Source organism: Nocardia brasiliensis IFM 10847, assembly GCF_000710915.1.
In the GTDB taxonomy this organism is placed as follows: domain Bacteria; phylum Actinomycetota; class Actinomycetes; order Mycobacteriales; family Mycobacteriaceae; genus Nocardia; species Nocardia brasiliensis_A.
Map to the genome: position 1 here is coordinate 81,369 of NZ_BAUA01000035.1, position 12,417 is coordinate 93,785.

The 12,417-nt window shown below is 68.6% G+C and carries 11 protein-coding genes; 7 read left to right on the top strand and 4 right to left on the bottom strand.

The window, feature by feature from the left end:
* Window positions 1–153: 153 nt before the first annotated feature.
* Window positions 154–2,097 carry an asparagine synthase (glutamine-hydrolyzing) gene (asnB, locus tag NBRGI_RS07050; RefSeq protein WP_029893711.1) on the top strand — a complete coding sequence of 648 codons (1,944 nt, stop codon included), beginning with the start codon at window positions 154–156 and terminating at the stop codon, window positions 2,095–2,097.
* Window positions 2,098–2,910: 813 nt separating this feature from the next.
* Here the strand turns inward: asnB and NBRGI_RS07060 are convergent.
* On the bottom strand, window positions 2,911–3,879 hold the full coding sequence (locus tag NBRGI_RS07060; RefSeq protein ID WP_029893726.1) for a carbohydrate kinase family protein: 969 nt from the start codon (window positions 3,877–3,879) through the stop codon (window positions 2,911–2,913).
* Between the two features lie 387 nt (window positions 3,880–4,266).
* Window positions 4,267–4,623 carry a HesB/IscA family protein gene (locus tag NBRGI_RS07065; RefSeq protein ID WP_014983091.1) on the bottom strand — a complete coding sequence of 119 codons (357 nt, stop codon included), beginning with the start codon at window positions 4,621–4,623 and terminating at the stop codon, window positions 4,267–4,269.
* Window positions 4,624–4,818: 195 nt separating this feature from the next.
* On the opposite strand from NBRGI_RS07065, the gene NBRGI_RS07070 reads away from it, so the two are divergent.
* A complete protein-coding gene (locus NBRGI_RS07070; RefSeq protein ID WP_029893728.1) occupies window positions 4,819–5,490 on the top strand; it encodes a DUF3043 domain-containing protein in 672 nt (223 codons plus the stop codon).
* Between the two features lie 313 nt (window positions 5,491–5,803).
* Here NBRGI_RS07070 and NBRGI_RS48025 read toward each other — a convergent pair whose 3' ends face one another.
* A complete protein-coding gene (locus NBRGI_RS48025; protein ID WP_158439795.1) occupies window positions 5,804–5,962 on the bottom strand; it encodes a hypothetical protein in 159 nt (52 codons plus the stop codon).
* Window positions 5,963–6,047: 85 nt separating this feature from the next.
* Between NBRGI_RS48025 and NBRGI_RS07080 the strand changes: the two genes are divergently transcribed.
* The 5 genes from NBRGI_RS07080 to NBRGI_RS07100 all read left to right on the top strand — a co-directional run bounded on the left by NBRGI_RS07080 (window position 6,048) and on the right by NBRGI_RS07100 (window position 11,098).
* Window positions 6,048–7,025, top strand: coding sequence for a helix-turn-helix domain-containing protein (locus NBRGI_RS07080; RefSeq protein ID WP_029893730.1), 978 nt, complete (start codon window positions 6,048–6,050; stop codon window positions 7,023–7,025).
* A gap of 266 nt (window positions 7,026–7,291) precedes the next feature.
* Window positions 7,292–7,858: a bifunctional adenosylcobinamide kinase/adenosylcobinamide-phosphate guanylyltransferase gene (locus NBRGI_RS07085; protein ID WP_051727546.1), complete on the top strand. Its 567-nt coding sequence runs from the start codon at window positions 7,292–7,294 to the stop codon at window positions 7,856–7,858.
* 258 nt (window positions 7,859–8,116) lie between these two features.
* Window positions 8,117–9,250 carry a nicotinate-nucleotide--dimethylbenzimidazole phosphoribosyltransferase gene (gene cobT / locus NBRGI_RS07090; protein WP_051727547.1) on the top strand — a complete coding sequence of 378 codons (1,134 nt, stop codon included), beginning with the start codon at window positions 8,117–8,119 and terminating at the stop codon, window positions 9,248–9,250.
* A 76-nt stretch (window positions 9,251–9,326) separates the two neighbouring features.
* Window positions 9,327–10,076: an adenosylcobinamide-GDP ribazoletransferase gene (locus NBRGI_RS07095; RefSeq protein ID WP_029893736.1), complete on the top strand. Its 750-nt coding sequence runs from the start codon at window positions 9,327–9,329 to the stop codon at window positions 10,074–10,076.
* 308 nt (window positions 10,077–10,384) lie between these two features.
* Window positions 10,385–11,098, top strand: coding sequence for an MBL fold metallo-hydrolase (locus NBRGI_RS07100; RefSeq protein WP_029893737.1), 714 nt, complete (start codon window positions 10,385–10,387; stop codon window positions 11,096–11,098).
* 43 nt (window positions 11,099–11,141) lie between these two features.
* Here NBRGI_RS07100 and NBRGI_RS07105 read toward each other — a convergent pair whose 3' ends face one another.
* Window positions 11,142–12,239 carry a branched-chain amino acid aminotransferase gene (locus tag NBRGI_RS07105; protein ID WP_029893740.1) on the bottom strand — a complete coding sequence of 366 codons (1,098 nt, stop codon included), beginning with the start codon at window positions 12,237–12,239 and terminating at the stop codon, window positions 11,142–11,144.
* Window positions 12,240–12,417: the final 178 nt, after the last annotated feature.

Sequence of the window (12,417 nt, forward strand, 5' to 3'; positions counted from 1 at the left end):
CACAACATTTCGGCCGCTGTGCTCACCGCGAGGGCAGGCCCCGGCACGTCCCGGCACGACCGCTCGCGGCTGACACTGCGCGCCGCCTCCGCAAGACATTCGGGCGCCCCGTCCGGGCCGCGCCCCTGCACGAGAAACGAGGTTGCCGACGCCGTGTGTGGACTGCTCGGGTTTCTGACATCTGACGAAGCAGCACCTGGCGTGGTCGAGCAGGTGTACGACGCCCTGCACTGCGTCCGGCACCGCGGCCCCGACGAGCGCGGCACCTGGCACGACGACCACATGATCTTCGGGTTCAACCGCCTGTCGATCATCGATATCGAGCACTCGCACCAACCGCTGCGCTGGGGTCCGGCGGAGAACCGGGAGCGCTACGCGCTGACCTTCAACGGCGAGATCTACAACTACATCGAGCTGCGCAAGGAGCTGGCCGAGGCGCACGGCGCGGAGTACGGCGAGGACGCGATCTTCCGCACCGAGGGCGACGGTGAGGCCGTCGTCGCGGCGTTCCACTACTGGGGCCCCGAGGCGGTGCGCAAGCTGCGCGGCATGTTCGCGTTCGCGATCTGGGACACCGAGACCAACGCGCTGTTCCTGGCCCGCGACCCGTTCGGCATCAAGCCGCTGTTCCTGGCCACCGGTCCCGGCGGAACCGCGTTCGGCAGCGAGAAGAAAAGCCTGCTCGAGCTGCTGGCTCCGCTGCAGCTGACCGACGCGCTGGACCCGCGCGCGCTGGAGCACTACACAGTGCTGCAATACGTGCCCGAGGCCGAGACCCTGCACAAGGACATCCGGCGGCTCGAATCCGGCAGTTATGCGACGGTGCGCCCCGGGGCCGCACCGGAGATCACCCGGTACTTCCACCCGCAGTTCACCGTGCGCCCCTTCGCCGAGGGCGCGGCGAGCGCGCGCTACCGCGAGATCGCCGAGGCGCTCGAGGACTCGGTCGCCAAGCACATGCGCGCCGACGTCACCGTCGGTTCCTTCCTGTCCGGCGGCATCGACTCCACCGCCGTCGCGGCACTGGCCATGCGGCACAACCCGAAGCTGATCACCTTCACCACCGGGTTCGAGCGCGAGGGCTACTCCGAGGTCGATGTGGCCGCGGAGAGCGCCGAGGCGATCGGCGCCCGGCACATCGTGAAGGTGGTCTCCCCCAGCGAATTCGCCGCCGCCATCCCCGAAATCGTCTGGTACCTCGACGATCCGGTGGCAGATCCGGCGCTGGTGCCGCTGTACTTCGTGGCCAAGGAGGCGCGCAAGCACGTCAAGGTCGTGCTCTCCGGCGAGGGCGCCGACGAGCTGTTCGGCGGATACACGATCTACCGGGAACCGTTGTCGCTCAAGCCGTTCGAGTACCTGCCCGGCGCGCTGCGCAGGCTGGCGGGCAAGCTGTCCGACCGCATCCCGGACGGCACCAGGGGCAAGAGCCTGCTGCACCGTGGTTCGCTCACCCTGGAGCAGCGCTACTACGGCAACGCGCGCAGTTTCAGCGACGCCCAATTGCGGTCCGTGCTACGCGAATTCCGGCCCGAATGGACGCATCAGGACGTCACCGCCCCGATCTACGCGCAGTCGCGCGGCTGGGATCCGGTGGCGCGCATGCAACATCTGGACCTGTTCACCTGGTTGCGCGGCGACATCCTGGTCAAGGCCGACAAGATAACCATGGCCAACTCGCTCGAATTGCGGGTGCCGTTCCTGGATTCCGAGGTGCTGCGGGTCGCCGAAGGGCTGCCGTTCGAGCAGAAGATCACCAAGGAAACCACGAAATACGCACTGCGCCAGGCGCTCGAGGGCATCGTCCCGCCGCATGTGCTGCACCGCGCCAAGCTCGGCTTCCCCGTGCCGCTGCGGCATTGGTTGCGCGGCACCGAACTCTACGACTGGGCCCAGCAGCAGATCCTCGAATCGCAAACCGACCACCTGCTGAACAAGGCCGCGATCAGCGACATGCTCGTCGCGCACCGCGCCGGCGGCGTCGACCACAGCCGCCGCCTCTGGACCCTGCTCGTCTTCATGGTCTGGCACGGCATCTTCGTCGAAGACCGCATCAAGCCCGATATCCAGGAGCCGGTCTACCCGGTCTCCCTGTAACCGACCCGCGGAGTGCCCCTCGGCCAAGGGACACTCCGCCGCGCAGCGCAGCCCGTCAGCGGCGCGGGCTACTCGATCGAATCAGCCTCCCGCGCACCAATTGGCTTGCCGCGCGCGTGTCCGTCAGCAGACACGTGAGCAGGAAGCGGACACGCGCGGGAAGCCAAAACGTGCGCGGAAGTTCGTCGCGCGGCAACACGGACAACCCGATCAAAGCAGCTCCCGCGCACCAATTCGCCCGCCGCGCGCGTGTCCGTCAGCAGACACAGGCGCAGGAAAGCGAAACGTGCGCGGGAGTACAACTCTGACGCGTCGCGGCCAACGTTCCGAGTCAGCCGCAGTCGCGCACGCTGGATCATAGGTCGCGTTCGTCAGCGCATACGCCAGGCATCACCTACTCGGCCCCGCGCATCGACGGCCCTTCGACGAGCCCATCGGTGCTTGCCGACGTCAGCCCGCCGCGCGCGTCTCCGTCAGCAGACACGTGCGCGAGAAGCTGAAACGCGTGCGGGGAGCCAAACGTGCGCGGAAGTTCGTCGCCCGGCAACACGGACAGCCCGATCAAAGCGGCCCCCGCGCACTAATTGGCTTGCCGCGCGCGTGTCCGTCAGCAAACACGCGCGCGGGAAGCTGAAGCGTGCGCGGGAGAACGAAACGTACGCGGGAAGGCGAACCGCGCAGGGAAGCCGATACGTGCGCGGCAAGACGAAACGTGCGCGGGGGTGTACGGCTCGGGACGGCCTACATCGACCCGCGTCAGCTGGACTCGCGCGCACAAGTTCGTCTGCGGCGCAACAGGTTGCGCACGGTGGATCAGAGCAGGGGCTTGATCTCCGCGGCGGCGTCGGCCCCGTATGCCTCGGCGAGGCGGTCGAGGGCGGTTTCCTTGTTCAGGGTCCACTCCTGGGTGCCCATGGTCTCCAGGACGAGCACGGCGATCAGGGAACCGAGCTGAGCGGAACGTTCCAGGCTGAGGCCCGCGGTGTGGCCGGTGAGGAAGCCGGCGCGGAACGCGTCACCGACGCCGGTCGGCTCGACCTTGGTGGTTTCCGGGACGACGCCGACGGTGAGCTCGGTACCGTCCCGATCGACGATCTGCACGCCGTGCTCGCTGAGCGTGGTCACCCGGACGCCGACCTTCTGCGCGATTTCGGCCTCGGTGAGCCCGGTCTTCTGCAACAGCAGCGCCCACTCGTACTTGTTGGTGAAAAGGTATGCGGCGCCGTCGATCAGCTGCACGGCCTGGTCGCCGTCGAGACGGGCCAGCTGCTGGGACGGGTCCGCGGCGAACGGGATCCCCAGCGCGCGGCATTCGGCGGTGTGCTTCAGCATCGCCTCGGGATCGTTGGCGCCGACCAGCACCAGGTCCAGCGCGTGCTTCTGGGCGAGATCGCCGATCGAGATATCGCGGGCCTCGCTCATCGCGCCCGGGTAGAACGACGCGATCTGGGCCATGTCGTCGTCGGTGGTGCAGACGAACCGCGCGGTGTGCGCCTTCTCGGAGATCAGCACGCCGGAGCAGTCGACACCGTGCGATTCCAGCCACTGCCGGTATTCGGCGAAGTCGGCGCCGACGGCACCGACGAGCAACGGCTTACGGTTGAGCAGGCCCATCGCGTACGCGATGTTGCCCGCGACACCGCCGCGGCGGATCTGCAGATCGTCGACGAGGAAACTCAGCGACACGTGGTCGAGCTGATCGGCCAGCAGTGCGTCGGCGAACCGTCCCGGGAAACGCATGAGGTGGTCGGTGGCAATGGACGCGGAAACGGCGATGGACACGAGGCTGAGCCCTTCAACGGTAGGCGACAGGCGGTGAAGACCGGGAAAACGAATCCCCGCATTACCGTACCAATCCCCAGCCCCTGCTCCGAGACCTCAGTGCGCCACTCGCAGGCCCGAGATCGTCGGAGGGGAGCCGAAGTTGGGCGCGCGGGCACGTGGCGTCGCGCGTCGAATCCTTACGAAATTCGTTGCTCCCCCGCAGGCCAGGCCATTGGAAGTCGTACGAGGGCAGTCGCTGGGATCGGCGCGACCGAGCGCGGGGCCACGCGCGAGGTCACGCGAGGAAACCACCCGATCGGGGGGTGCGTCCGTCCTCAGAAACGCGTGACCCCACGTGAGGTTCTCACGTGGGGCGGGCTGCTTATGCGATGACGACGCGTGGTCTCAGTTGAAGGAATCGCCGCAGGCGCAGGAGCCCGTGGCATTCGGGTTGTCGATCGTGAAGCCCTGCTTCTCGATGGTGTCGACGAAGTCGATGGACGCACCCTGCACGTACGGGGCGCTCATCCGGTCGACAGCCAGCTTGACGCCGTCGAAGTCGACGGTCAGGTCACCGTCGAGCGAGCGGTCGTCGAAGAAGAGCTGGTACCGCAGGCCGGCACAACCGCCCGGCTGCACGGCGATCCGCAGCGCAAGGTCGTCGCGACCCTCCTGGTCCAGCAGCGCCTTCGCCTTGCTGGCGGCAGCGTCGGTCAGCACCACACCGTGGGTTTCGGTGGCGGTCTCGTTCTGCACAGTCATGAACTCTCCTCGAGGAACCTGTCGTCGACCCGTGAACAGCGCACGGGTCGTGTCGGTCAACACCACTCGGCGGGCTGCTATTCCCCATCTTGCCACCACCGGGCCCGAAGGAACACGTCACCTCTGTGACCCCACACACCTGCGCGAATCGGACCGCATTTCCCGCCGCGTATTCCATCGAATAGCCTGGTCGGTGTGAAATTGTTCCGTCGCGGCGAGTCCAGCAGCACCGACGCGGCCGCCGATGAGACGGCGACCGCGGACGGCAACTCGACCGCGGGCTCCACCCGAACAGCGGTTACCACCACTGCGGGCAAGGGCCGTCCCACTCCGAAACGCCGTGACGCACAAGGCAAGCGCCGTGGTCCGGTAGCTCCCGCACCCCTGACCGCGAAGGAGGCCCGCGCCCGGCGCAAGGCCACCCGCGGCACCAAGGAGGAGCGCAAAGCGGCCGCCGCCGAACGCAAGGCCGCGGTCGCCGACCGGCGCAACCGCATGCTCGCCGGCGAGGACAAGTACCTGCTGCCGCGTGATCAGGGACCGGTGCGCGGGTTCGTCCGTGACCTCGTCGACGCCCGGCGCAACCTGGTCGGCCTGTTCATGCCGATGGCGCTGGTACTGATCCTGTCGATGTTCGTGGCGCCCGCGCTGCAGACCATCGTCACGCTGGCGATGCTGGTCATGATGTTCTTCATGATCGCCGAGGGCTTCGTGCTCGGCCGGATCGTGAACAACCGGGTCCGGGAGCGCTTCCCCGACACCACCGACACCGGGTTCAAGCTCGGCTGGTACGCGTTCGTCCGCGCGTCCCAGATCCGCAAGATGCGGGCGCCGAAGCCGCAGGTCACCCCGGGTACTGCGGTTTAGTCGGCGGGGCGTCTCGCCGTTCGGCCGCTGCCGAAGGGGGATCGCGCCGCCGAATCCGGTGCGGTCGGGGCAGCAGAGCGGCGCACCACCAACCCCGTGCCCGTCGCGCGCACACGTTGTGCCAGCCGTGCGGCTACGCCGGGACGTGGTCGCACCAGCCGGCCGACCTGCGCCGCCTCGACGCGACTGCGGTGCGGCCATGACCGCGCGGCCTTCCCGACGGCGCGATCGCGGTGCCGCTCAGCGGGTCCGGACATGAGTGCGGCCCGGCTCGTGGACACGAACCGGGCCGCGTAGTGCGGACACATGGGGATCAGTGGTTGGCGGTGCGGCCGAGCATGGCCGTCAGTTCGGCATGCATGCGCTGAGCGTCGCGATCGGTGACGTTGGTCGATCCGACCGGGCTCGAGAAGGCCCGAGCGAAGGCGGCGAAAGCGACGATGACTGCCAGGGTGAGGAAGAAAGTAATCATGGCAGTAATTTTGCGCCCATTGAGTTACCGCCGAAAGTGGCGGTACTGACACACTTCGCAAAGATTCAGCCAGTATCCTTGGCGCATGCTGTCCAAGGTCGCCGTGGTGCTGTCCGATCGCATGGCCATGTTCGAGTTCGGGGTCCTCTGCGAGGTTTTCGGGCTCGACCGCAGCTCCTATGGGCTGCCCGCCTTCGACTTCCGGGTGTGCGGCGCCGAGCCGGGCAAAGCGCTGCGATCCACCTCGCCCGGCATCACCCTCACCCCTGAATACGGTCTCGAAGAACTCGCGGACGCCGACCTCGTCGCTATTCCCGCAGCGTCCGCGAAGAAGGGCTTCGACCCTCGCGTCGTCGACGCCGTCCGGGATGCCGCCGCCGCGGGCGCGACCGTCCTGACCGTCTGCTCCGGCGCGTTCCTGGCCGGTGCCGCAGGCCTGCTCGACGGCCGCAAATGCACCACGCACTGGGGCTACGTCGACGAACTCGCCGCCCTGTACCCCGACGCGACCGTCGACCCCGACGTGCTCTTCGTCGACGAAGGCAACCTGATCACCAGCGCCGGCACCGCCGCGGGCATCGACGCCTGCCTGCACCTGGTACGCCGCGAACTCGGCAGCGCCGTCGCCAACGCGATCGCCCGGCGCATGGTCGTGCCGCCACAACGCGACGGCGGGCAGCGCCAATTCATCGAACGCCCCGTCGCCACCTGCACCTCCGACAGCCTCATCCCCACCTTGGAATGGATGAGCGACAATCTCGGCCTCGCCCACACCATCGAAGACCTGGCCGCCCGCTCCACCATGTCCACCCGCACCTTCGCCCGCCGCTTCGCCGCCGAAACCGGCACCACACCGGTGAAATGGCTGACCAACCAGCGCATCCTGCTCACCAAACAACTCCTCGAGGAAACCGACCTCGGCCTCGAACAGATCGCAGCCCGCGCCGGCTTCGGCTCCGGTGCGCTCCTGCGCCACCACTTCCAGCGCTTGGTCGGCATCGCCCCCACCGAATACCGCCGCCGCTTCGGCGCCCTGCCCGAACCTGTCGAAACCTCCGCCTGAACCGCGATGGAGCGGGTTCGGCGCGATCACCTCCGCGCCGACGACCGGAACCTGCCGGGAGCTCGAACCATCGCGTCCACGAAAGCCGGGCCGCATGGTTTCCGACCCGGAGCCCGGCGAGTCGGCGGTGGCCCGTCACACCTTCGACAAAAGCACCCCTTCTCGCGCGAACACGTTGTTTCGCAAGGCAAGTCGCGTTGCTTCTGCGCAGAAAGTGCGCGCCTTCTCACGCGTGACCACGGGCCGCCCGCACCGGTTCCGTTCCGATGGTTGGTAGCGTGCCTCGCGTGTCGCACAGTGTTTCGGCTCCGCTTCGGACCCTTGTCCTGGGTGGGGCGAGGTCGGGTAAGTCCGCCTACGCCGAGGGGCTCGCGGCGGCGGGTGGTGCGGTGCGGTATCTGGCGACCTCGGTGCCCGATCCGGCCGATCTCGACTTCGCCGAGCGCATCGCCAAGCATCGCGACCGTCGGCCCGCCTCCTGGACGGTGGTCGAAAGTGCCGATCCGGCAACGGTTCTGCGCGGTCCGGCCTTCGGCGGCGCGACCCTCGTCGACGACATCGGCACCTGGCTCACCGCCCGCATCGACGCCCGCGACGCCTGGGAATCCCCCCGGGGCACCGTCACTCCCGACACCGACGCACTGGTCGCCGCCGTAGCCGCATACCCGCACCGGCTGATCGTCGTCACCCCCGAGGTCGGCATGGGCGTAGTCCCCGCCACCCGCTCCGGCCGCCTGTTCCGCGACGAAATCGGCACCCTCAACCAGCGCCTGGCCCACACCTGCGACGAAGCCTTCCTCGTCGTGGCCGGCCTCCCCCTCCGCCTCAAATAGCGCCGACGTCGCCCAGCTCAGGGAAGTCCTCCCCCGCATCCGCGCCGCCGCTGAACCCGCCAGCGTCGCCCTCTGACTTGGTCGATTGATCAGGAGGAAATGGTGGCGGCATCAGTCGAGAGCCTCCCGCCACCATTACCCCCTGATCGTCCGTCCAGCACTGGGGATGTGGGTGGGTGCGGTGGGGCAGGCGGGGAGCGGGCAAGATTGGGTGGGAGAGTGCGGTGGTCTGGGCCGCTCCGACCGGAAGGGTGGATAGTGACAGACGGATTCGGGGCGGTGACACCGCCCGACGCACAGGTTCGGGCGGCGGCCGAGCGGCGACAGGCACAGTTGACCAAACCCGGTGGGGCGCTGGGCCGGCTGGAAGAGCTGGGCAACTGGGTCGCGGCCTGTCAGGGCGTGTGCCCGCCGAAGCAGTTCGAGCGCGCCAGGGTCGTGGTGTTCGCCGGGGATCACGGCGTTGCGCGGCACGGGGTTTCGGCGTATCCGAGCGAGGTCACGGCGCAGATGGTCGCGAACTTCCTCGCGGGCGGCGCCGCGGTGAACGCGCTCGCCGCGGTCGCGAACGCCACCGTCCGGGTCGCGGACATTTCCGTCGACGCCGACACCGACCCGGTGGTCACCAAGCACAAGGTGCGCCGGTCCAGCGGCGCGATCGACCGCGAGGACGCCCTGACCGAAGACGAGGTGCGCGCCGCCCTCGCGGCAGGTAGGGCGATCGCCGACGAGGAGATCGACGCGGGCGCCGACCTGCTCATCGCAGGCGATATGGGCATCGGCAACACCACCCCCGCCACCGTGCTGATCGCCACCCTCACCGACACCGAGCCGGTCGCCGCGGTCGGCCGGGGCACCGGGGTCGACGACGCGGGCTGGTCCCGCAAGGTCGCGGCGATCCGGGATGCCATGCGCCGAGCCCGTCCCGTGGTCAAGGACCCGGTCGAACTGCTCCGCGTCGCCGCCGGCGCCGACTTCGCCGCGATGGCGGCGTTCCTCGCCCAAGCCGCCGCACGCCGGACACCCGTGCTGCTCGACGGCGTAGTCGTGACGGCCGCGGCTCTGGTCGCAGAGGATCTGGCGGCAGGCTCGTCGGCCTGGTGGCTGGCGGGTCACCGCTCCACCGAACCCGCCCACCAACTCGCCCTGCAACGTCTCCGGCTCGAGCCGCTGTTCGATTTCGGCATGCGCCTCGGCGAAGGTTCCGGCGCCCTCACCGCGCTCCCCCTGCTCCGTGCCGCGGTCGCCGCCCTCGCGGACATGTCCACGTTCGCCGAGGCAGGCGTCAGCACCGCCGACACCGATACCGCCGACAACACCGCCCTTTCCGTCCCCGCCGACACCGACGCCGCCCCCTCCGTTCCCGCCGGCACCCCGAACCTCCGCAAGTGACCCACCGGCCCGTGGTCGCGACCACACGCACGCCCGCGAACGCGCGTGCGGCGTCGACGGCCCGGTGAGTGCGCGGATGAACGGGGTGCGGTTGGCGGTTTCCTGGTTGACCGTGTTGCCGGTGCGCGGGCCGGAAGCGGTGGATCGGGTGGTGGCGGGGCGGGCGATCGCGTTGGCTCCGTTGGTCGGTGTGCTGCTGGGAGCTGGGGCCGCGGGGCTGCTGTGGGTTCTGGATCGGATGGGCACCGACTCGATGCTGGCCGGGTTGGTGGTGGTCGGGGCGCTGGCGTTGATCACCCGTGGCATGCATCTGGACGGGCTCGCGGACACGATGGACGGACTCGGCAGTTACGGGCCACCAGAGCGTGCGCGGCAGATCATGAAAAGCGGTGGGGCCGGACCCTTCGGCGTCGCCGCCCTCGTGTTTTCTATTGGCGTGCAGGCGTTTTCATTCGCCGCCCTGGCGGATTCCGGACGCTGGTTCGCCGTCGCGCTCGCGGTCGCGGTGAGCCGTGTCGCCGTAGTTCTCGCCTGCCGCAAGGGCATCGAGGCTGCACCGGACACCAGTTTCGGCGCACTGGTCGCAGGCACCCAGCATCCGCTCACCGTCGCGGCTTGGTCCGTCGCCGCTGTGGCGGCAGCGCCACTCGCCACTCCCGACCACCGCTGGCTCGGCCCCCTCGCCGTCCTGATCGCCCTCACCGCAACCCTTCTCCTGGTCCGCCACACAGTCCGCCGCTTCGCCGGTCTCTCCGGCGACACCCTCGGCGCCACAGTCGAACTCACCGTCGCCCTCACCGCCGCCGCCGTCTCCCTCCACCCCTGATCCCGATCACACGCCAACACACACACATCCCACGGCCAGGACAACCGCGCGTGCCGGTTCGGAATAGCGGACGCGTACTCGCTGCATTGCGCACCGCAGGTGCACGCCGTGGCCCAGGCTCCGTGTCACACGCCGAACTGCAACGGCATACGCGCTCGCCCACCACTGTCCATAACGGGACACCCCACCCACCCTCTTGATCTTGATCCGGACTTGGGTACGCGAATGTCCAGGTGACGGGAGAAGGTCGCCCAGAATTTACGGCTGCGGCGCGCGAAGCGTCTGGGTCGGGCAATAAGGTGTGCTGTATGTCTTCTGAGCGCCTGTATTTTCGCCAGCTGTTGTCGGGGAGGGACTACGCCGTCGGCGATCCGATTGCGACACAGATGCGCAATTTCGCGTATTTGATCGGCGATCGGGAGAGCGGGGAGGCGGTGGTCGTCGATCCGGCCTACGCGGCGGCCGATCTGGTCGATATCGCCGAGGGCGACGGACTACGCGTGACCGGGGTGCTCGCCACCCACCACCACCCGGACCACGTGGGCGGCACCATGCTCGGGTTCACCTTGCGCGGCGTGCGCGAGTTGCTCGAAAAGACAAGCGTCCCAGTGCATGTCAACGCGAACGAGTTGTCCTGGGTGGCCAACGTCACCGGTATCGCGCCCAGCGAACTGACCGGCCACGAGCACGGCGACAAGGTCAGCGTCGGCGCCTTCGACATCGAACTGCTGCACACCCCGGGCCACACTCCCGGCAGCCAATGCTTCCTTTTCGACGGCCGGCTCATCGCGGGCGACACGTTGTTCGTGGACGGTTGCGGCCGCACCGACTTCCCCGGCGGGGATTCCGACGAAATGTTCCGCAGCCTGCGCTATTTGGCCGGGTTATCCGGTGATCCGGTCGTCTATCCGGGGCACTGGTATTCGCAGGACCCGTTCGCGCCGCTGTCCACTGTCCGGGACAACAACTACGTCCTGCGCCCGCAGACCCTCGAGCAGTGGCACATGCTGATGCCCGGCTGACCGACCGTGGGTGGAGGCCTCCGCGAGGAAGCCTCCACCACGACTACATGCCGCGCATCCACCCGTGGATGTCGGCGAAGGTGCCGCGCTGGATACCGGTGAGGGTGTCGCGCAACGCCATGGTGACCTCGCCGGGCTCGCCGCCGCCGATGGTGAACTCGCCGTCGCCGGAACGGACCCAGCCGACGGGGGTGATCACCGCGGCGGTGCCGCACGCGAAAGTCTCGGTGATGGCCCCGGATTCGGCGCCCTTACGCCACTCCTCGACCGACACCTTGCGCTCCTCCACCGGGAAACCGGAGTCGGCGGCGAGGGTGAGCAGCGAGTCGCGGGTGATGCCCGGCAGCAACGATCCGGACAGCTCCGGAGTGACCAGGCGCGCCTCGGAGCCGGAGCCGAAGACGAAGAACAGGTTGTTGGTACCCATTTCCTCGACGTAGCGGCGCTCGCACGCGTCCAGCCAGACGACCTGATCGCAGCCCTTCTCCGTCGCCTCCGCCTGCGCGAGCAGCGACGCCGCGTAATTGCCCGCGACCTTCGCCTCGCCGGTGCCGCCGGGCGCGGCACGCACGTACTCGGTGGACAGCCACACCCGCACCGGCTTCACGCCGCGCGGGAAGTAGGCGCCGGCCGGGGAGGCCATCAGCAGGTACTTGTAGCCGGACGCGGGCTTCACGCCCAGGCCGGCCTCGGTGGAGAACATGAAGGGACGCAGGTACAGCGAATCTTCGCCGCCCGCCGCGGGCACCCAGTCGCGGTCGACTTCGAGCAGCTGACGCACGGATTCGATGAACAGTTCTTCGGGCAGCTCCGCCATCGCCATCCGGCGGGCGGACCTGCGGAATCGGGCGGCGTTCGCGTCGATGCGGAAGCAGGAGACGCTGCCGTCGTTCTGCCGGTACGCCTTCAACCCTTCGAAAATGGCCTGGCCGTAATGGAAGACCATGGTGGCCGGGTCGAGCGAGAGCGGACCGTACGGCTCGACGCGCGCATTGATCCATTCGCCGTCGACGTAGTCGATCGAGACCATGTGGTCGGTGAAGAACCGCCCGAACCCGGGCGCCGCCAGTACCTCTTGTCGCCGCTGCGCCGGGGCGGGCGCGGGATGCGGAACACGGGCAAACTGTGCAGCAACGGTCATGCCGGTGATCCTATCCGGGTCGGTTCCCGGGTTCGCGGCCGATCACCCCTGTGACCGTAAAAGTTCCCGCCACCACCACCTCCCACGCACCACTTTGCATCGTGCGCCCCAAATCGCCCCAGGAAACCACACCGCTCAGTTCGCACCCTGCGCACCGCTCACACCGCCGCGCCATGCC